The sequence below is a fragment of the Sphingomonas sp. genome (assembly GCF_013816785.1).
Lineage (GTDB): Bacteria > Pseudomonadota > Alphaproteobacteria > Sphingomonadales > Sphingomonadaceae > Sphingomicrobium.
Genome location: NZ_JACDDV010000006.1, coordinates 35,302 through 54,196 on the forward strand (window position 1 = coordinate 35,302; position 18,895 = coordinate 54,196).

Below are 18,895 nucleotides of genomic sequence, written 5' to 3' on the forward strand. Positions count from 1 at the left end.
CCGCCACCCGCGCATTAGAATCTCTCAGCGAATCATCCGCGATCCTTGCCGACGAACAGGCAATCGAGCTGGACCTTCAGAAGAGCGGAATGATCGAGCGGCTCAATCCGCTGGAACAGCCCGTGCCATAAGACCCCAACGACTATTGGCGCGCCGATCAGTTGAGGCAGTTCGGCGATGCCGGGATTGCAGAGCTCTCCGCGCGCCGCAGCGATCCGCAGCAGCGGCCGGAGCCGGCCGAACAGTTTCGACAATATTTCGCCGTGGTAGAAGTCCGCGAGCCGGGGAAAGCGCATCCCTTCGCTGATGAACAAGCGCAGCACGTCGCCGCGTGGCGTGGCAATTTCCTCGACCAACGGCGTGAGAAACGCCTCGATGACCGACCGGATCAGCATGTCGGGCGCCGGAACAAGCTGATCGATCCGATCGACCCACGGCTGCAGCACGGCTCTAGCCATGCTTTCGAACAACCGCTCCTTGTCGGTAAAGTGATGAAACACCGTGCCCTTGGCAACGCCCGCCCGCTTGGCGACATCGTCGATGCGGGTCGCGGCGAATCCGTTGGCGACGAATTCGACAAGCGCGGCCGCAAGGATCGCGTCATTGCGAGCCTTCGCCTGTTCCACGCGACTGTGAGGGGTTAGCTGCTTTGCCACGGAGTTCCCCTGCCCTAATCGAGCGTCGTGCGCGAGCGCAGGATCGCGGCGGTCGAGACGACCAGCATGAACAGGATGAGGGCCAGCAACTCGGCGCCCATGTCCGCCATCACCTGCTGCTTGAGCAACGCGCCGCGGACAATTCGCAGGAAATGGGTGACCGGGATGATTTCGCCGATGACCCGTGCCCACCCCGGCAGGCCGAGGAACGGGAAAGCAAAGCCCGATAGGAAGATCGACGGCAGCATGTAAAAGAACGACATTTGCATCGCCTGCAATTGGCTGCGGGCGAGCGTCGAGATGAAATAGCCGAGCGCCAGATTGCCGATGATGAAGAAGACCACGCCGACCACCAGCGCAAACCAGCCGGCAAGGCTGTCGGCCATGGGAACCGAAAACAGCAGTCGCGCCGCGGTCAGCACGACGATGGTCTGGATGATCCCGACAAGGACATAAGGGACCAGCTTGCCAATCATCACTTCGATCGGCCTGGCAGGCGTCGCGAGCAGGCTCTCGAGGGTTCCCCGTTCGCTTTCGCGGGTCACCGCCATCGCCGTCATCATCACCAGCGTGAGTGACAGAATCACGCCGAGCAAGCCGGGCACGATGTTGTAAGAGGTGATGTTCTCGGGATTATAGAGGCGGTGAACGACCACCTCGAACGCCGGATCGGCGCTATGCAGCGCGACCGCCCCGACCAATTCGCGGCGCAGCGCTTCCGTTGGAAGCTGCGCGACCGCAGCAAGCGCGCCCGCCGCGGCCACCGGATCGGACGCATCGGCCTCGGCCAGGATTTGCGGCCGGTCGCGCTTCAGCACGCGGTGGGTGAAATCAGGCGGGATCGTGACGACCAGCATCACCTTGCCGCGGCGGATCAGGCGATCGGCCTCAGCTTCCGAGCGCGGCAGGTAACGCACATCGACATATTGCGTACGCTCGAGCGTCGCGACGACCGCGCGCGCAATCCCGCTGGTGTCGTGCGACACGACCGCCGCTGGCAAATGGCGCGGGTCATTGTTAATCGCATAGCCGAACAGCAGCAGTTGCATGATCGGAATGCCGAGGATCATCGCGAAGGTGATGCGATCGCGGCGGAGCTGGGTGAACTCCTTGGCGAGCACCGCATAGATGCGCAGGATCGAAAGGCGGTTCATGCCGCGTATCGCTGGTCGCGGTCATGGCCCATCAGCTGGATGAACACATCCTCGAGCGAGGGCGGAACCTCCTCCCAGCGATAGCCGTCGCGTCGCCAGGGATTGATCGCGGCTTCCAGCTTGGCGCGGTCCGTCCCGCTGACATGCACGTCCGCGCCGAAGGCCGAGGCGCTGATTACGCCTGGACTGTCCGCGAGATCGCGCGCCGCCCGGTCGATATCAGGGCCGCTGCCATTGAAAGTAATCAAGCCCGAGCGGCCAATGATTTCCTCAGCGGTCCCCCGCGCAATCAGCTCACCGTTGAGAATATAGCCGATGTCGTGGCAGCGTTCGGCCTCGTCCATATAATGCGTCGAGACGAGCACGGTCAGGCCGCGCGCGGCGAGTTCATGGATTTCGTCCCAAAATACTCGCCGCGCCTTGGGATCGACCCCGGCGGTCGGCTCGTCGAGCAATAGCAGTTTGGGCTCATGAAGGGTCGCCGCCGCCAGGGCCAGTCGCTGTTTCCACCCGCCCGAAAGCGCGCCGGCGAGCTGATCTCGACGGTCCGTCAATCCAAGCCGGCCGAGCGCGTCGCTCACGCGCCGGTCACGCTGGTCGAGGCTGTAAACGCGCGCGAAGAAGCGCAGATTCTCGGCGATCGTCATGTCGTCATAAAGCGAGAAGCGCTGGGTCATATAGCCCGTCTCGCGCTTGATCGCCTCGCTCTCCCGGCGGAAATCGAGGCCGAGGACGGTTCCCTCGCCGCTGTTGGGGGTCAGCAGTCCGCACAACATGCGTAGCGTGGTCGTCTTGCCGGACCCGTTCGGGCCGAGGAAGCCGGTGATCCGCCCTACCCCGACCTCGATCGCGACATCGCGTACGACATGCTTGTCGCCGAACCATTTGTTGAGATTATGAACGTCGATCGCGAGGGCCATGTCAGCGGGCCTGCGGCGAGACATCGATCGGCTGACCGGGGATCAGCTTATGCGGAGCCGACGGGGCCGCCTCGACCAGGAAAACGAGCTTGTCGCGAGTTTTGAGGCTGTAGATCACCGGCGGCGTATATTCGGGGCGCGACGCGACATAGTTAACGGTCGCGGTCATGCCCGATGAACAGCCATCGCAGGCGATCGCGACCCGCGTGCCCGGTCGATAGGCGGCGATCAGCGCTTGCGGGACATAGAATCGGACCCGGATCTGATCGTCGGGGATCAAGCTGATGATCGGCGCGTTGGCCGCCGCCCATTCCCCGCGCTGGAAGAGAACGTCCTCTATCCGCCCGCCGGCCGGTGCGAGCGGACTGAGATCCTGGACCTGCCGCTCTGCATCGGTCAGTCCGGCACGCTTGCTTCCGACCTGGGCCTCTGCCGACGAAATGCGAGCGGCGGCGGCGGCGAGTTCACCCTGAGCCGCGTCGCGCTGGCGCTGGGCGGCGACGGCGGCGGCGCGCGCCTGATCGATCTGCTGCTGCGCAACCGCGCCGGGCTTGGATCGTTGAGCCGCCAGATAACGTGCGAGGTCGGCGCTGGTGCGCTCAACCTCGGCGGCGTTCTCACCGAGCGCAGCCCGCGACTTGGCAAGGTTGGCGCGGTCGGTCGCGACCCCGGCCTGGGCCTCGTCGATCTGAGCTCGGGCCTGGTCGGCGCGTGCGCTCAGCGACGTCGGATCGATGCGGAATAGCGGCGCGCCGGCGGCGACGCGTTGGCCGCGGGCTACCCACAGCTGTTGAACGCTGCCCGCCACGGGCGAGGAAAGGTAGAGATTGTCGGTGACGACATAGCCGGTAAATGCCTCCTCGGCTTTTCCGTCCGGACGCAGCAAGAGCCCGGCGATCAACGCGACAATCGCCACGCCGACGATCGCCAAGACCGCCCTCGGCGGACGTCGCTTGACGGGCGCCGACGATCGCGCCTCGGGCGGTCTTGTCGGCTCTTTGGCGGCTTCGCTCACCTGTCTTGCTCCTTCGCTTTTGGCTCCTCGCTCCACCCGCCGCCGAGTGCCTTGTAGAGCGCGATCATGTCGCGGCGCGCGTCGGTTTCGGCCCTGGCCAGCGTGTCGGCAGCGGCAATGCTCGCCGATTCGGCGTCGAGAACGTCGAGGAACGGCGTGAGGCCCGCGCGATATCGCACGCGCGTCGTATCGAGCGCGTCGCGGGCGGCGGCGGCTCCGGCCCTGAGCGATGCGGCCCGCAGGCGGTCGGCGGCGGAACGGCTGAGCGCGTCCTCGACGTCGCGAAGCGCGCCGAACACTGTCGCCCGATAGGCCAGTTCGTTTTCGCGATAGAGTTCTTCGCGCAGCTTGACCGTGGCTCGACGGCGGCCGCCGTCGAGCAGCGGCAAGCTCAGCCCCGCTGCCGCGGTCGCCTGGATGCTGTCGGTCGAGAGCGGGCTGGCGAGCGCGGTCGAGACAAGCTCAAGCGCGCCGGTCAGATTGAGCTTGGGAAACAGATCGGCGGTGGCCACCCCGATATCGGCGTTGGCGGCAGAGAGCCGGCGCTCAGCGGCCCGAATGTCGGGCCGGCGGCGCAAAAGCTCCGACGGCAGCCCGGCCGGAATCTGGCGGTTGGCAGACGGCAACGGCGCATCGGCGGCCAACTGGCCACGCAGTGCTTCTGGCGTCGTGCCGATTAAGATGCCGAGCGCATGCCGAAGGCCCTCGCGCTCGGCCTGCAGCGCGGCGCGGCTCGCGACGGCGGTAGCAATTTCGCGCTCCTCGCGCCGCGCGTCAAGCGTCGTCACCAGCCCCGAGCGGATACGGACGTTGATGAAATCGAGCAGTTCGCGGCGGGCGCGAAGGTCAGCGTCGGCAAGCGCGGTGCGCGAGCCCAGCGTAAGATACTGGAAATAGGCGTCGGCAATTTCGGCCGCGATCATCACCTGCGCGTCGCGGCGGCTCCATTCGGCGGCGTCGGCGCGCGCCTTGGCGGCCTGGACCGAGCGCGCGCCTCCGCCGAACAGGTCGATCTCCCACGACGCATCGAAGCCGGCGCGAAAACTGGTGAAGTCGCTGCCGGGCCGCCCCCTGCCTGGACGGTCGCCCGCCGACCCGCCGGAAAGACTGCCAAGTGGCGCGTTGCTGCTGAGCTTGGTATAGGATCCCTGGCCCTCAGCATCGATCTGCGGCTTGTTCGCCGCCCCCGCAATGGTCACCTGAATACGCGCTTGCCTGACCCGCGATGCGGCTTGCGCGACATCAAGGTTGTCGGTGAGGCCGCGGCGGATCAGGTCATTGAGGAACGGGTCGTTCCAGCCCGTCCACCAATCCCGTAGATCGAACGGTTGCGAGGCGGACCTGCCCTCGTGCTCGTAGGTAGCCGGCATTTGGACTGTGCCAGGCACATGATCGGGTCCGACCACGCATCCGGACAAGCACAAGCCTGCGGCCGCCACAACGCGCAGTCGCAATCGGGCACACTGGACAAAGCTGAAGGGTCGTACGATCGGCTGCCTCCCAAGGCCGATGGCTTATCATTTGACTGACCGGTCGGTCAATAGTAATGCCGCGCGGCTCGAGGCGCCTGCCTTCACTTGACAATTTTTAAGAGGCCGCGCCCAACGCGCGGCCGAGATGCCGGGTTCTTTCCTTTGGCGTCAGAGCGACCGCTAACCCGAGCAGCATCTGGTTATGAAAGTGGCCAACGATCATCTAGAAGAACATTTGGGCCGCGGCGACCGGATCATCGATCTTGAGCATCCCGGCTTGCCGGACCGGCTTCAAAGAGCTGAGGCTCCAGGTCAGGGGCCGTCCGGTAGTATCGTTGGCTAATCTCGGATTTCTCGACCCCCGGGGCCGAGGTGTAAGCCGGTGCGCATCTCCGAATAAAAGCCGCGCCGGGGGCGATGCATTTGGGATCGCCGAGATTGGCCAGCGGAACGATATCTCGCGCGTGATTGCGTGATGGCGCTCCCGCTCGTGCTCGAGGGTCATTGTAACCAGTTCTGCATGCGGTTCATCAGCGCCGATGTTGTAGACACCGGCGTAGATGAACGCTCCGGCGAAGCCTGCAATCCCAAACAGGCCCAACAGAATAAATGCGGTGCTGGGCAAATGCCGGTGCAGATCGAGAAACTTGTCCCTTCGCCATCTGGAATCCCCCTCTTAATGATCTGCTCCCGCGGCTTCGGATCAGGACCCCTTGGGTTTGCGCGCGCTGTTATGCATCGAGACGATTTTCCATCGGCCACCAACCTTTATGAGCACGCTGGTCGCGACTCCCAATCGTTCAGCGATCTCACCCTTCTTCGTTTCGATCCGGTATTTGTAGCTTTCTGCGGCGAGTGCGATGGGGCCTTCGAAACGGACGTCGATCTTGTAATCCGAGAATCTGAATACCTTAAATTCAGCGAGCTCCGGCGTGAGGTGATGAGCGAGGTAGTTGCCGTACGTCCCTTCGACGCCGCCGGTTTCGAAAATCGCCGAATCCGTGGTGAAAAGGCGTTCGGTGCCGGTCGCGTCGAGCCGCTCGTTTGCCGACTTATATTGAGCCAGAACCGACCGGACCGCGGCCGCTTCGGACTCGGTGGCCGCATTGGTGGTGGCCGCCTTTGGTGCGGTAGGGTGCGGCGAACCCGGGTGTGCCGCTACGGGTTGAGCCGCCAGTGTTGCGGTCGCAATCGTAAGAATGATCTTCATTGTCGTCCCCATCATGATTGAATTTCAAAACCAGCCGCGAATGCCGGTGAGCAAGCTCCAGTCATTGGCGTCCTCCCCGGCCTCACGCAGGTATCGACGGGTGTCGCCGAATGCGCGGCGGTATTGGACGCCGACATAGGGCGCGAACTCGCGGCGGATGTCGTAACGCAAGCGCAGCCCGACCTCGGCGTCACTCAATCCCGAACCGGTCAGCGTTTCGCGGGTGTCCTGCGCGGCGAAGTTCAACTCCGCGCGCGGCTGGAGAATCAATCGTTGCGTAATTCGCTGGTCGTAATAGCCTTCGGCCCGCGCCAGCAATTCGCCCTTGTTGGACAGGAACAGCGCGCCTTCAACATCGAAGAAACTCGGTGCGAGGCCCTCGAAACCGACAGTGGCATAGACTCGCGAGGGGTTGGGTTTGAAATCGTATCGAAGCCCGCCCTGCAGATTGAAATAGGGCCCGACCGCGCGGCTGTAGAGCGCCTGGACCTCGGCCCGGTCGATCGAGCGGCCGAAGGCACCGTCGCCCTCGCTCTTGACCCATAGTCGATTGATGTCGCCGCCATACCAGCCCTCGCCATCCCACTCGAACCCGTCGCGGCCCTTGCGGAACTGGACCTCGGCGATGTTGAACATGATCTGGGTGAACTTCTGCCCGCCGTGGAACTCGTTGAGATGGTGGACGCCCATGTGCATGGCCGCATCGCTATAAACCGCATCGGCGGCGCGGGCGGCGGGAACCGGCGGCGGTGGCGCGTTGCCGGCGGGCAGATCGGTGCCGGTAGGCGCGATGTTTTCCATGCTGCTCATATCATGGCCCGCCGGCATCTCCGTTCCGGGCATTGAGTTCATGTCGTGGCCGGCCGGCATATCCATCCCTGGCATCGTCGACATGTCGTGGCCTGTCGGCGTCTCCAGTCCGGGCATGGTCGACATGTCATGACCGGCATGAAGGTCGGTTTTCTTTGCCGGAGCCACGAAACGCTTCGCCGCGGGCTTCGTCGCAGGTGATCGCTTCGAAGGCGCCGTAGTTTTCGACGTGGCCTTCTTCGCCGTCGGTTTTTTTGCGGTCGGCTTCTTGGCCTGCACGGTTTTCTTGGGAGCCGGCATTTTCATCCCCGGCATGTTCATGCCGGGCATCATGCTATGGTCCTGCGCGACGGCGGGTTGGGCAAGAGCCAACGCGGCCGCACCTGCCAACAGGGTCAGGCTAAGCGGCTTCATTTTGATTTTCTCCAGCCGGACGGATGGTCACGACCCGCATCATCCCGGCGGTCATGTGGTAGAGATTGTGGCAATGGAAAGCCCAGTCGCCGGCCGCGTCGGCTGTGACGTCGAAAGTCATCTTGCCGCCGGGCGGGACATTCACCGTATGCTTGCGCGGGCCATAGGCGCCATGACCCGTCACCAACTCGAAGAAATGGCCGTGAAGGTGGATCGGGTGCGGCATCATCGTGTCGTTGATCAGCGTCACCCGCACCCGCTCGTTGAGGCGGAATGGGATCGGCTCGGCCGGCTCGCTCATCTTCACCCCGTCGAACGACCACATATAGCGTTCCATGTTGCCGGTCAGGTGAATATCGAACGAGCGCGACGGCGCGCGGACGTCGGGATTGCGTGTCAGCGCCACCAGGTCGCGATAGAGCAACACGCGATGGTCGAGGCCTTCGAGCCCGACCGGTGGTTCACCAGTGCGGTCGGTCGGGTTCGGCGAGATGGTCTGGACGCCGGGACCATCCTTGACCTGCGGAGCGTTGCTTAAATCGCGCATGCTCATCGAGCTATGGTCCATGCCCTGCATCGCCGGCGAAGCCCCGGGCGTGCCGGCCATCGAACCGTGGTCCATTCCCTGCATCGCAGCCGGAGCGTTGGCTGGGGTAGATGCGGCTGCGCCGTGGCCCATCGCGGAATGGTCCATTCCTGCCATGGGATCCAACGGCGTAGAAGCGGCGGGCGGTGTGGCGGCGTGCCCCATCGCCGAGTGATCCATCCCGGCCATCGAGGCCGCAGCGGAAGCCGCCGAGACCGCTACAGCAGCGGCCTTGACGCTCCCGTGGTCGGTAGGTCCGTTCCAGCCCGTGAGTTTCCACAGATTGCCCGAGGCGTTCTGCTCGGCGGACGGATCGACGCCGCGCACCGCCGCCGGATTGGGCGAGTTCGGCATATCCATGCCAGCCATACCCGCATGGCCACCGGCGCCCATTCCCATGTCCTTCATGGTAAGGATTGGGCGCGGCCGGAGTGGGGGCACCGGAGCGGACATGCCCTCGCGCGGTGCCAGCGTCGCGCGGCCAAGACCGGAACGATCGATTGACTCGCTGACGAACGAATAGGCCCGGTCGCCTGGCATGACGATCACGTCGTAAGTCTCGGCGACTCCGATCTGGAACTCGTCGACGGTGACGGGCCGGACATTCTGCCCGTCGGCTTGAACCACCGTCATCGGCAAATCGGGAATGCGAACGTTGAAATTGGTCTGGGCGGCGGCGTTGATGATCCGCAGCCTCACCCGTTCGCCGGGCTTGAACAGGCCGGTCCAATTGTCGAACGGACCCGCCCCATTGACGGTGAAGTTGTAGGTCGAACCGGTGACGTCGGCGATGTCGGCGGGGTCCATCCGCATCTTCGCCCATTCGCGGCGCTCGGCCGCGCTCAGGTCGCGGCCGGCAAGCAGGCCGGACAGTGTCAGCCGCTGCATGTTGAAGTAGCCGCCACCCATCTGCTTCAATTTCTTGTAGATCGCGGCGCCGCTCATGGGGCTGTGATCGGACAGAACTAGCACATGCTCGCGATCGTAGGCGACCGGGTCGGCCCCGGCCGGATCGATGACGATCGGGCCGTAGAGGCCATCCTCTTCTTGGTACGCCGAATGGCTATGATACCAGTAGGTGCCCGATTGGCCGACCTCGAACGCATAATCGAAGGTCGAATGGGGTTTGATGCCCGGGAAACTGATTCCGGGCACCCCATCCATCGGGAATGGCACGAGCAGGCCATGCCAGTGGATCGAGCTGTCTTCATCGAGGGTGTTGGTGACCCGCAGGCGGACCCTCTGACCTTCCTTCAGGCGGACGAGCGGCCCTGGAATGGTGCCGTTGATCCCGACCGCCCGGCTGACCTTGCCATCGACCCTTACCGCGACCTTGCCGATGGTAAGCGCGATGTCAGTGCCGCTCACTGTGGCCAGGGGGCGAACCAGTCCCTGCGAAAGGGGCTGCGCCCAAGCCGGCCTGTACGCCGACAGGGCGAGGCCGCCGCCGGCCAGCGCGGCGCCGCTCAGGAATCGGCGACGGTCAAGTCTTGGGCTCATAATATCCTCTGCAAATATTTTATCGATCGCGAGCGTCCGGCGTGCCCGGGTGGTTCCTTTCCAATACGCCGGGCGCGGGCCGACCCCTCATGACCGGCGAGGATCGTTAGAACCGTGGAGGGCGCGCCTCCGCGGGATCAATTACTGACGCTCGATTGCCGAAGAGAGAGCGGCGCGCGCGCGGCGTATCCTCGTCTCAACGGCCTTTTCGCTAATCCCAAGCGCCTCGGCTGTTTCCGCCTGACTGAGACCCTCGATGGCATGCATGATGAGTGGTTCGCGAAGCGAAGTGGGAAGGATTGCTATGGCCCGTTTCACGCGCTCGAGTTCCTGCCGGTCTGCAGCGATATCCTCTGCTCCGCGCGCGTCGTCGATGACGGCGCGGGTTTCGTCAACGGGGAGGATAAACGAGATCAGCCGACGGACCTTACGCCTTCGCGCCCAGTCGCGGCATTTGTTGATCGCGATGCGCGACAGCCAGGCGCGCATCGGCCGGGACTGATCATATTGAGTGAGAGATCGATAGGCTGCAACCAGAGTCTCCTGAAGGATGTCGAGCGCTTCGTCTGCATCGCGTAAATTGTGGGCGATTAAACGAAAGAGGGGTTCCTTGTTGCGGCGCACGATTTCGGAGAACGCGGCATCCCGCCCGGCAAGGCTCAGCGCAGCGAGCTCGCCATCGGTAAGAGCCGAAGGATCGAAACTCACCGCGCGTCGTCGGTGAGCGCTCCGACCACCGCGCGGTCGAACTCTGCCGCTTGGTCCGGACGGAGGATCTGACGCATCGCGAAAATGTGTGCGAGTGTCTCTTTTTGAAATTCGCCCATCGTCGCATGGCAGCGATCGACCGCTTCACGAACGCGCGGTCCGTTGCCATGCTCGGTCTCAATGGCATCGGCCAGACGCGCATTTTCCGCGCGTAGTTCCAGCTCCAGCGCACGCCGGCGCACTGCAAACCGCGCCTCTATGTTCGCCAGGGCGACCTGTTGCCGGGTATCCAGCTCAAGCCGATGATGAAGCACGTCGTGCAGTTCGGCATCCGCGTGAAGTTTCGGGTCGAAGAGCTCGCGTCCGATAAATACACCGGCAATGGCGGCGATCAGCGCCAGGGCAATTGTAAGGAGGTTGCGGCGCACGGTCTAGCGAGCACCAACAAGAAGGGTCGAAGGTGCCAAAGGCGCGTCGAGTCCGAACGGCATGGATTGACCAGCGGCCCGCGCAGGATTCGCCGTAAACCCGCCGCCGGCCACGCCCAATATCAGTGCCGACATCAATATACCCGCTGCAAAGCCACCCCGCGTTCGACCCATAGGGGCACGGCCGATCGCCGCGACGCGCGCCAGCACCATCGCTTCCAGACCATCCAATGCGCCCGGCAATGGCGCGCCGGCCAACCCCGAAAGCGCTTCATCAATTCGGTTCATCGTGTCCTCCGACCCTGCCCGTGCTCAGTATACGCATATCGGCGGCTCAGCCCTCAATCGTCCGGACGGGAAGTTTGAGGGATGACGCGACGAGACACGTATTAGCAGTCGCACACCCTGCATATGGAGACCATCGCCATGTATATTCAAAACGCCCTCGTCGCGCTGGCCGCTTCGGCCCTCATCCCCACAGCTGCATGGGCGCATCCCAAGCTCCTTATTGCCAGTCCGGCCGCCCGATCGACGGTCGCGGCTCCTGCGGCGATCAAACTTCGGTTCAGCGAACGTCTGATGCCGAAAATGTCGGGCGGGACGATCGTCATGACCGGCATGCCTGGGATGGCGGGCCATGCCCCCATGCCAATTAACGGTGTGGCAAGTGCGGTCGGCAAGGATGGCAAGACGCTGATCCTGAAACCCAGGGCACGGCTGAGTCCGGGCACCTATCGCATCAATTGGCACATTGTCTCTGTCGATACGCACCGCGTGACCGGCACGCACGTCTTCGCGGTGCGATAAGCCGATGCCGGATTGGGCCTTAGTAACGCTGCGGCTTGGCCTTTATATCGACCTGACCCTGCTGTTCGGAATCGGCGCTTACAATTTGTACGGGCGATGGCCGGCGCGACCGTCTTCGCGTCGGATCCTGGTCGGGCTGGCCTTTGCCGGAGTGCCGCTGACCGTCGCGGCCTTCCTGCAAATGACGGCGAACATGTTGGGCACGTCGCTTGCCGAAATCGACGCTGCCACGGCGTCGATGGTCTTGTTCGAAACCAATCCCGGGACAGCCGCGCTGGGCCGCCTAGCGGCGCTGGCGGTCGCGGCGGTGGCCGCCATGCGATTCCGCTCAACCGCCGGCCGCGGCATTTTTGCTCTGTCAGCGGCTGTTGCGTTGAGTTCCCTCGCCTGGTCGGGACATGGCGCGATGAGTGAAGGAAGGGTCGGCTGGCTCCATCTTGTCGCCGACATCGCCCACTTGCTCTCGGCGGCTGCGTGGGTGGGCGCGCTAGCGATGCTGCTCTTGGCGGTATTCCGGAGCAACGACAGTCGGACGGCTGTCGAGGAGGCGCACGCCGCGCTCGACAGGTTCGCGCTCGCCGGCACGGTGATTGTCGCGCTGGTCTTGATCTCGGGCCTGGTCAACAGCTGGATCCTGGTCGGCCCGGATAATGTCGCGGCCTTGCCGGATTCCCTCTACGGGCAACTCCTGATTGCGAAGCTGGTGCTGTTCGTCGCGATGCTCGCGCTTGCATCCGCAAATCGCTATTTTCTGACGCCGCGACTAGGTACCGCACTCGCCGCTGGCGACATCCGTTCCGCGGTGACGGCGGTAAGGGTCAGCGTTGGCGCCGAGATTTCAGCTGCCGTGATCATTCTCGCCTTGGTCGCTTGGTTCGGTACATTGATACCGCCAGCGGCGGCATGATGGAAACGCCCGGCACGCAAAAATGAGCGCTTGACCTTGACATGATGTCAGGACTCATGACGCAAGCGTGAAGGGAATAATCCGATGAATCACGCCGATCACGAGACAAGTTCGAAGCACGGGTGTTGCGGAGGCAACAAAGCTGGCGGCCTGGTCGCAGAAGCTGTGAAGGATCCGGTCTGCGGCATGACGGTCGATCCCGCCGCGACACCGCATCATGCGCATCATGGCGGCGAGGAATATCATTTCTGCAGCGCGGGCTGTCGTACGAAGTTCGTCGCCAATCCGGACCGCTATCTGGGCGACTCAACTCGGCCCGAACCGGAGGCGACGCCGGGCGCGATGTGGACCTGTCCGATGCACCCCGAAATCAGGCAGGTGGGCCCTGGCACCTGCCCGATCTGTGGAATGGCGCTCGAGCCCGAAGAACCGTCGCTTGACGGCGCGCCCAATCCCGAACTGGTCGACTTTACCCGGCGGCTTTGGGTTGCCGGCGCCCTGACCGTGCCCTTGTTGATTGTTTCGATGATCGCCGAGATGCTCGGGCTGCGCATCGTCAGTCCCGCGGCATCGCCCTGGGTCCAGTTGGCGCTCACCGCGCCGATCGTGCTGTGGGCGGGAAAGCCCTTCTTCGAGCGCGGCTGGACATCGATCCGGACATGGCGCCTGAACATGTTCACGTTGATCGCAATCGGCGTCGGCGCGGCGTTCCTGTACAGCCTTGTGGCAACGCTGCTCCCAGATCTCTTTCCCAGCACGTTCCGCATGCATGGCGGGGTGGTGCCTGTTTACTATGAGGCGGCGGGCGTCGTCGTGACGCTGGTCCTGCTCGGCCAGGTTCTCGAGTTGCGCGCGCGCGCCGCCACCGGAAAGGCGATCCGCGCACTCATGGACCTCGCGCCGAAAACCGCGCGCCGCGTCGGCGCGGACGGTTCCGAGGAAGAGGTTTCGCTGAGTGACGTGGTGGCCGGCGATCGGCTTCGCGTCCGGCCGGGCGAGGCCATCCCGGTTGACGGGGTCGTGCTTGAAGGCAGCTCCCCGGTCGACGAGTCGATGCTGACCGGCGAGTCCATTCCGGTCGAAAAAGCGATTGATTCAACTGTCACCGGGGGCACTGTCAACGGAACCGGCAGCCTTCTCATTGAGGCACGCGCGGTCGGCGCGGACACCATGCTGGGGCGAATCGTGCGGATGGTCGCCGAAGCGCAGCGCAGCCGGGCTCCCATCCAGACGGTTGCCGACCGCATCTCGGGCTGGTTCGTGCCCGCCGTGGTGCTCGTCGCGGTTGCAACCTTCATTGTCTGGAATCTCGTTGGTCCTGAGCCGCGCTTCGGCCACGCTTTGCTGAACGCAATCGCGGTTCTCATCATCGCCTGTCCCTGCGCGCTCGGATTGGCCACGCCGATGTCGATCATGGTTGGTGCCGGGCGTGGGGCGCATGCAGGCGTGCTAATCAAGAATGCCGAGGCGCTGCAGGCGTTCGAGACCGTCGACACGCTGGTTATCGACAAGACCGGCACGCTGACCGAAGGCAAACCCAAGCTGATCGGGATCGAAACCGTCGGCGAGGTCTCGGACGATGATCTGCTGCGGCTTTCGGCGGCAGTCGAAGCGCAATCTGAACATCCCCTCGCCCACGCCATCGTTACCGCCGCAAAAGAGCGCGGGCTGTCGGTCCCTCCAGTCGACGACTTCGCCTCGCAGACGGGACTCGGAGTCAGCGCAATGATCGAGGGTCGCGATGTCGTCCTCGGCAACGCCGCCCAGATGCAGCGGATCGGCGTCGACACCTCATCGATCGAAGCAGCGGCCGAGGCCCGCCGGACCGAAGGTGCGGGTGTCATGTTGGTCGCGATCGACGGCCGTCTGGCCGGCCTGCTGGCGGTCGCCGATCCCGTCCGGCCTGCCGCCCGCGACGCGATCGATGCCTTGCGAAAGGAGGGATTGCGGGTCGTCATGCTCACCGGTGACAATCAGACCACGGCGCAAGCGGTTGCCCGCGCGGTGGGCGGCTTGGAAGACGTCCGTGCCGGGCTGCTGCCTGAAGACAAGGCGCGGATCGTCACCGAATTGAAGGCGGGCGGAGCCAAGGTGGCGATGGCCGGCGACGGCATCAACGATGCCCCAGCGCTTGCTGCGGCCGATGTCGGACTAGCGATGGGCACCGGCACCGATGTCGCCATCGAAAGCGCTGGAATGACGCTGACCCGCGGCGATCTATCTGCTATCGTGCGTGCGCGGCGCCTGGCCCGCGCAACGATGCGCAACATTCGCCAGAATTTGCTCTTTTCGTTCCTGTTCAACGGCATTGGCGTACCGGTGGCCGCTGGGGTGCTTTACCCGGTCAGCGGCACGCTCATGTCGCCGATGTTCGCCGGCGTCGCGATGGCGCTGTCGTCGTTCACCGTCGTCGCCAACGCGCTGCGCCTCAACACGGTGAAGCTGTGAATATCGGGCAGGCGTCGGGTGCAACCGGCGTGTCGCAGCGGATGATCCGCCATTATGAGAAAATCGGGCTGATCGCGCCGCCGCCCCGGCGCGAGAGCGGCTATCGCGACTATGGGCAAGCGGACCTCCACCGATTGCGATTCATCGCCAATGCCCGCGACCTCGGCTTTCCGATCGAGGAAATACGGTCGTTGCTGGAATTGTGGGGCGACCGCGCCCGGTCCAGCGCGGAGGTCAAGACGCTCGCTCTGGCGCGCGCGGATGAACTCCATCGCAAGTCGGTGGCGCTGGAGGGGATGCGGACAGTGCTGCTCGAACTTGCCGATCACTGCGCCGGCGATGCACGTCCCGACTGTCCAATCATATCGCGGCTGGCGGACGACACCGAGAAGTAGCCAACAGCTTTGTGACGGCTGAGTTTGCTGGGGTGCCCGCTCTGAATATCCCGCGCCAGGCGTCACATCTGACTCAAGGCCTTTTCTTCGACATTAGCGCGTCGGTGGCTCGACTTTTCGTCCTGCGAGAAGCAAATTCATTTTGAATGGCGCTGGCTTGCCAGCTCATTCAATCGGGCCGCTGCTTCGGCGCCATCGTCGCGCATGCCCTTCGCGATGCCGAGCTGGTCGGGCTCCCTATAGTTCTGGCTCAGCTTGAACTTGCCTTCGATGGCCGCGATCTCGATCTCGATTCCGACGATTGCCTTCAATTGTCCGGCGAGGAATTTTTCGGGCGCGTCGCTGGCGGCCCATGGGTTTTCGCGGCCCTGCTCCTGAGTTAAGGTCAGCGCGTCGACATGCGCGCGAATCCATGACGGATCGTCGATAATTCTCGGCCTTCCCCTCACCTGCACGACGGCATAATGCCAGGTGGGGACCACTTTCCCGTGGATTGCCTTCGCCGGATACCATGAAGGCGAAACATAAGCTTGCGGGCCGCGAAAGATGATCAGCGCCTCAGGATCATCCCTGAGCACCGGAACATGGTCATTCGCCTTTGCCAGATGGGCGCGCAGCGTACCGTGTTCCGAAGCATGGGCATCGACCAGAAAGGGGATGAGGTTGGCGATCAGGCCATGCGGACTAGCCGTCACCAATGAACCCAGCGGATGACTGCGGATCAGATCGTGCATGACCTCGAGGCAGTCTTCGCGAAAGGCGGGCTGTCGGTACATCATTGGCCTCCGAAACTCTGGCGGTCTTATTTCCCCGCGGAAATGGGGCGCGCTTAATCATGTGCAAGTCCGGCATCGCCTGGATTCTGATCGATCCAGGTCAAATGCAGGTGCCCGACTTCGGTGCTCTGCGAACCCCGCAGGAATCCCCGAGCCAGAATCTGATCGACGATCGCGCGGTAGATAGAGGACTTGTCCAGTGCAGCAACGTCTTGCTCGGAGCGCCAAAGGGTCAGGACGGTGCATCGTTCCTCATTTCGGAACATCAGAACGCCAACGCACCCAGTGATGGATTGAAACATCGGGAGCGAGATGTCGCGAGCGAACGCCTCATACTCCTCAACACGAGACGGATCGACTTCGGTCCACCAGCTTCTAGCTATCATTTCATGCCTTTTCGTAGCGCGCGCGACCAACGGAATGCGGTCGGCGGGCTGCCCCCTATCCGGAATTGCGCGCCTACTAAAGCGATCAGGTCAGCTCCCCCGTCCTCTGGTAAGGGCGAAATACTTTGCTTTACGAGGCACTGTGTCACCGGTCTTGGGTCGCGACCCAAACTCTCTCTGGGGTCAGTCGTGCCTACCGTTTCGCTTCGGTATTGATCAACCATGGAACTCCGAATTTGTCGGTTAGCATTCCGAATCCCGGTGACCATGGAGCTGCCTGGAACGGCATCGAGGCGCTTCCCCCCACAAGAAGGGCATCGAAAATTCGCCGCGCCTCCATCTTGTCTGCGACATGTACCGCCACGCTAAAGCCGCCGAGTTTCACGTCGTCCTCGGTAGGAGCATCGCAACCCATCAACGACTGATCACCAACATCCAGCCACGCATGCATAATAAGTTTTTCGAATGCAGGGCCGAGCTTCTCCTCGCCAGGTACTTCTCCGAACGTAACCATCGCTTTAATTTCGCCGCCAAGAACTTCCGTGTAACGCTCGAACGCCTCTGCGCAATCACCCTTGAAATACAAATTAGAGATAATCTTCACAATATACTCCGCGTTAAACGATCAGAACGACCTGTTTTAAATTTGTTGCCTGGCCGAACTAATGTTCGGCTTCAGTTTAATGTGATGCGCAGTACTGACTTCTGTCTGCGTCCGCCGGGCGTAATATCGCGAAAAGCTCTGAACGTGCGAATGTTACTCAATTAATGTTCGACGGATTATAGACACGAGATTGAGCTTCCTGCCTTCCTCTTTCCGAAGAATGGAAAAAAGTTGTGCGCGCTGCCCTCGAATATTTACGACCAACCGGAAGTTCATCGCCACTGGCAAAACGAACAATCGTCCTCCCATGAATCGAGCGGCGTACCGAGGTAACATAGTCTTGCCGAACGATGTACGATCGATGGATCCTTACAAATTTTTGAGGATTAAGCTTATTTGAAAACGAGCCGATCATCTCTCGATATAGATGCGTTGAATTTCCGGTATAAAGGCGCACATATCCGCCTTCCGCCTGGATCCAATCAATTTGATTGAAATCGACTCTCACGAACTCGCCGCGGCGCGGGATCCAAAGGTGGTCGGACTCGAAGTCTGGATGCCGGTGTTGGTTGCGAAGGACTTCGAGAGCAAGCTTGATCTCGCCAAACCGGATTACAGACTCACGTGCTTCAAGCGCAGTCCGCGCGCGCGTGAGTGCGACTTCAAGGCGTGAGCGGCGAACGGGTTTTGCCAGGAAATCAAGCGCGCCGGTGTCGAATGCGTGTACGGCGAACGCGGGAAAAGCACTCACGAAAACTACTAGCGGCGGAGCACGGCTGCCATCTACGAGTTGACCAAATTGCTTAGCGATATTGAAGCCGTGAAGCCCGGGCATCCCAATGTCCAGCAACAGCAAATTGGGCGATAAAGCCACAATCTGCGAAAGCGCCTCCCCCACGCTACGTGTCCGCGCGACGACCTCAACACCCGCGCACCGCGAAAGCATGCCCGAAAGCCGATCAACCGCAAGCGGCTCTTCATCGTAAACAAGCACCCGTAAACTTGTCGTCACTGCGCTCAGCCCATGGTTAAAAGATGCACGACTTGAATATCAGCGATTGAAATCCGCGATCCAATTGACTTCCCAAGTTCTGCCGGCGTCCGCGGAGAAGGACTGCTCAATGCGGAAAGTGGCCCCAGTCGTCCCGCTGAAGATGAAGCGGGCGAGAATCTGCCGACCGCCGAAAGTGTCGGCGTTGTAGAACTCACCCCCGCCCTTGCCGTCGAACACGCCGACCATGGGAGGGGTGAGCGCACCGTCCCGGCTGTTGGCCCAGCTGATCTTCCACTCCCGGCTCGCGGGGTCGTACAATCGTAGGCTCAGGCCCTGGATTTCCCCAGTTGGCCCGGTGACACGAAGTTCCCCGAAGTTCGCCGCGCCATTCCACACCTTGGCCACCGTCGAGATCCCGTCGAATTGGACCCACTCGCTGGAACCGGTGAGCGGGCGAAGGCGGCGTGCAACATGGGCTTTCCAAGTTCCGAACTCGAAGTCGAAGTCATGGCTGCCATCGCGCGGCTGAGGCGCCCGGATCGGCGCCGGCCGTGTTGGAATATCCTGCGCGGCGGGAATAGCGAGGGCTGTTCGGGTTTCGGCCTGCGCGGACGCGGCGAGAATGCCGCAAAACAAGATTGCGGCTGTCCGGCAAATAATTGTCATGCAGGGAGAGTTACGCCTAAAGTGGCTTAGGCCAATGAC

Annotated in this window: 20 protein-coding genes; 4 read left to right on the forward strand and 16 right to left on the reverse strand. The window is 62.8% G+C overall.

Annotation, left to right across the window (positions count from 1 at the left end; translation table 11 throughout):
- Window positions 1–32: 32 nt before the first annotated feature.
- The 12 genes from H0W65_RS02725 to H0W65_RS02780 form a co-directional block, all read right to left on the reverse strand.
- Window positions 33–656, reverse strand: a complete 624-nt coding sequence (locus tag H0W65_RS02725) for a TetR/AcrR family transcriptional regulator (protein WP_294003560.1) — start codon at window positions 654–656, stop codon at window positions 33–35.
- 14 nt (window positions 657–670) lie between these two features.
- Window positions 671–1,810, reverse strand: coding sequence for an ABC transporter permease (locus tag H0W65_RS02730; RefSeq protein ID WP_294003562.1), 1,140 nt, complete (start codon window positions 1,808–1,810; stop codon window positions 671–673).
- Window positions 1,807–2,730 carry an ABC transporter ATP-binding protein gene (locus H0W65_RS02735; protein WP_294003564.1) on the reverse strand — a complete coding sequence of 308 codons (924 nt, stop codon included), beginning with the start codon at window positions 2,728–2,730 and terminating at the stop codon, window positions 1,807–1,809. Before H0W65_RS02735 ends, H0W65_RS02730 begins: the two co-directional genes overlap by 4 nt.
- Before the next feature lies 1 nt (window position 2,731).
- Window positions 2,732–3,745 carry an HlyD family efflux transporter periplasmic adaptor subunit gene (locus H0W65_RS02740; protein ID WP_294003566.1) on the reverse strand — a complete coding sequence of 338 codons (1,014 nt, stop codon included), beginning with the start codon at window positions 3,743–3,745 and terminating at the stop codon, window positions 2,732–2,734.
- Window positions 3,742–5,184: an efflux transporter outer membrane subunit gene (locus tag H0W65_RS02745; RefSeq protein WP_294003568.1), complete on the reverse strand. Its 1,443-nt coding sequence runs from the start codon at window positions 5,182–5,184 to the stop codon at window positions 3,742–3,744. The genes H0W65_RS02740 and H0W65_RS02745 overlap by 4 nt, the downstream gene beginning before the upstream one ends.
- A 256-nt stretch (window positions 5,185–5,440) precedes the next feature.
- Entirely contained in the window at window positions 5,441–5,842 is a 402-nt protein-coding gene (locus tag H0W65_RS02750; RefSeq protein ID WP_294003570.1) for a hypothetical protein, read from the reverse strand.
- A 78-nt stretch (window positions 5,843–5,920) separates the two neighbouring features.
- Complete coding sequence (locus tag H0W65_RS02755) at window positions 5,921–6,427, reverse strand: nuclear transport factor 2 family protein (RefSeq protein WP_294003572.1); 507 nt, start codon at window positions 6,425–6,427, stop codon at window positions 5,921–5,923.
- 24 nt (window positions 6,428–6,451) lie between these two features.
- Window positions 6,452–7,651, reverse strand: coding sequence for a copper resistance protein B (locus tag H0W65_RS02760; RefSeq protein WP_294003574.1), 1,200 nt, complete (start codon window positions 7,649–7,651; stop codon window positions 6,452–6,454).
- Window positions 7,638–9,737 (reverse strand): copper resistance system multicopper oxidase, encoded by a 2,100-nt coding sequence (locus tag H0W65_RS02765; protein WP_294003576.1) that lies wholly within the window; start codon window positions 9,735–9,737, stop codon window positions 7,638–7,640. Before H0W65_RS02765 ends, H0W65_RS02760 begins: the two co-directional genes overlap by 14 nt.
- A gap of 141 nt (window positions 9,738–9,878) precedes the next feature.
- Window positions 9,879–10,445 (reverse strand): RNA polymerase sigma factor, encoded by a 567-nt coding sequence (locus H0W65_RS02770; protein ID WP_294003578.1) that lies wholly within the window; start codon window positions 10,443–10,445, stop codon window positions 9,879–9,881.
- Window positions 10,442–10,873: a periplasmic heavy metal sensor gene (locus tag H0W65_RS02775; RefSeq protein ID WP_294003580.1), complete on the reverse strand. Its 432-nt coding sequence runs from the start codon at window positions 10,871–10,873 to the stop codon at window positions 10,442–10,444. Before H0W65_RS02775 ends, H0W65_RS02770 begins: the two co-directional genes overlap by 4 nt.
- A gap of 3 nt (window positions 10,874–10,876) precedes the next feature.
- Window positions 10,877–11,161, reverse strand: coding sequence for a hypothetical protein (locus H0W65_RS02780; protein ID WP_294003582.1), 285 nt, complete (start codon window positions 11,159–11,161; stop codon window positions 10,877–10,879).
- Window positions 11,162–11,284: 123 nt separating this feature from the next.
- On the opposite strand from H0W65_RS02780, the gene copC reads away from it, so the two are divergent.
- From copC to cueR, 4 genes are all read left to right on the forward strand, one after another.
- On the forward strand, window positions 11,285–11,680 hold the full coding sequence (copC, locus tag H0W65_RS02785; protein WP_294003584.1) for a copper homeostasis periplasmic binding protein CopC: 396 nt from the start codon (window positions 11,285–11,287) through the stop codon (window positions 11,678–11,680).
- A 4-nt stretch (window positions 11,681–11,684) separates the two neighbouring features.
- Window positions 11,685–12,587, forward strand: coding sequence for a copper homeostasis membrane protein CopD (gene copD / locus H0W65_RS02790; protein WP_294003586.1), 903 nt, complete (start codon window positions 11,685–11,687; stop codon window positions 12,585–12,587).
- A gap of 84 nt (window positions 12,588–12,671) precedes the next feature.
- On the forward strand, window positions 12,672–15,035 hold the full coding sequence (locus H0W65_RS02795) for a heavy metal translocating P-type ATPase (protein WP_367120112.1): 2,364 nt from the start codon (window positions 12,672–12,674) through the stop codon (window positions 15,033–15,035).
- Window positions 15,032–15,430 carry a Cu(I)-responsive transcriptional regulator gene (gene cueR, locus H0W65_RS02800; protein WP_294003590.1) on the forward strand — a complete coding sequence of 133 codons (399 nt, stop codon included), beginning with the start codon at window positions 15,032–15,034 and terminating at the stop codon, window positions 15,428–15,430. The genes H0W65_RS02795 and cueR overlap by 4 nt, the downstream gene beginning before the upstream one ends.
- Window positions 15,431–15,567: 137 nt before the next feature.
- Here cueR and H0W65_RS02805 read toward each other — a convergent pair whose 3' ends face one another.
- From H0W65_RS02805 to H0W65_RS02820, 4 genes are all read right to left on the reverse strand, one after another.
- Window positions 15,568–16,209, reverse strand: a complete 642-nt coding sequence (locus H0W65_RS02805) for an FMN-binding negative transcriptional regulator (protein WP_294003592.1) — start codon at window positions 16,207–16,209, stop codon at window positions 15,568–15,570.
- A 576-nt stretch (window positions 16,210–16,785) separates the two neighbouring features.
- Window positions 16,786–17,196: a VOC family protein gene (locus tag H0W65_RS02810; RefSeq protein ID WP_294003594.1), complete on the reverse strand. Its 411-nt coding sequence runs from the start codon at window positions 17,194–17,196 to the stop codon at window positions 16,786–16,788.
- A 157-nt stretch (window positions 17,197–17,353) separates the two neighbouring features.
- Window positions 17,354–18,208 carry a LytTR family DNA-binding domain-containing protein gene (locus tag H0W65_RS02815; RefSeq protein ID WP_294003596.1) on the reverse strand — a complete coding sequence of 285 codons (855 nt, stop codon included), beginning with the start codon at window positions 18,206–18,208 and terminating at the stop codon, window positions 17,354–17,356.
- A gap of 39 nt (window positions 18,209–18,247) precedes the next feature.
- Window positions 18,248–18,856, reverse strand: coding sequence for a hypothetical protein (locus H0W65_RS02820; RefSeq protein WP_294003598.1), 609 nt, complete (start codon window positions 18,854–18,856; stop codon window positions 18,248–18,250).
- Window positions 18,857–18,895: the final 39 nt, after the last annotated feature.

Coding starts and splice junctions, on each gene's coding strand:
- H0W65_RS02765 (WP_294003576.1), bottom strand. CDS start 9,737: ATGAGCCCAAGACTTGACCGTCGCCGATTCCTGAGCGGCGCCGCGCTG.
- copC (WP_294003584.1), top strand. CDS start 11,285: ATGGAGACCATCGCCATGTATATTCAAAACGCCCTCGTCGCGCTGGCC.
- H0W65_RS02760 (WP_294003574.1), bottom strand. CDS start 7,651: ATGAAGCCGCTTAGCCTGACCCTGTTGGCAGGTGCGGCCGCGTTGGCT.
- H0W65_RS02730 (WP_294003562.1), bottom strand. CDS start 1,810: ATGAACCGCCTTTCGATCCTGCGCATCTATGCGGTGCTCGCCAAGGAG.
- H0W65_RS02805 (WP_294003592.1), bottom strand. CDS start 16,209: ATGATGTACCGACAGCCCGCCTTTCGCGAAGACTGCCTCGAGGTCATG.
- H0W65_RS02795 (WP_367120112.1), top strand. CDS start 12,672: ATGAATCACGCCGATCACGAGACAAGTTCGAAGCACGGGTGTTGCGGA.
- H0W65_RS02755 (WP_294003572.1), bottom strand. CDS start 6,427: ATGAAGATCATTCTTACGATTGCGACCGCAACACTGGCGGCTCAACCC.
- copD (WP_294003586.1), top strand. CDS start 11,685: ATGCCGGATTGGGCCTTAGTAACGCTGCGGCTTGGCCTTTATATCGAC.
- H0W65_RS02820 (WP_294003598.1), bottom strand. CDS start 18,856: ATGACAATTATTTGCCGGACAGCCGCAATCTTGTTTTGCGGCATTCTC.
- H0W65_RS02735 (WP_294003564.1), bottom strand. CDS start 2,730: ATGGCCCTCGCGATCGACGTTCATAATCTCAACAAATGGTTCGGCGAC.
- H0W65_RS02780 (WP_294003582.1), bottom strand. CDS start 11,161: ATGAACCGAATTGATGAAGCGCTTTCGGGGTTGGCCGGCGCGCCATTG.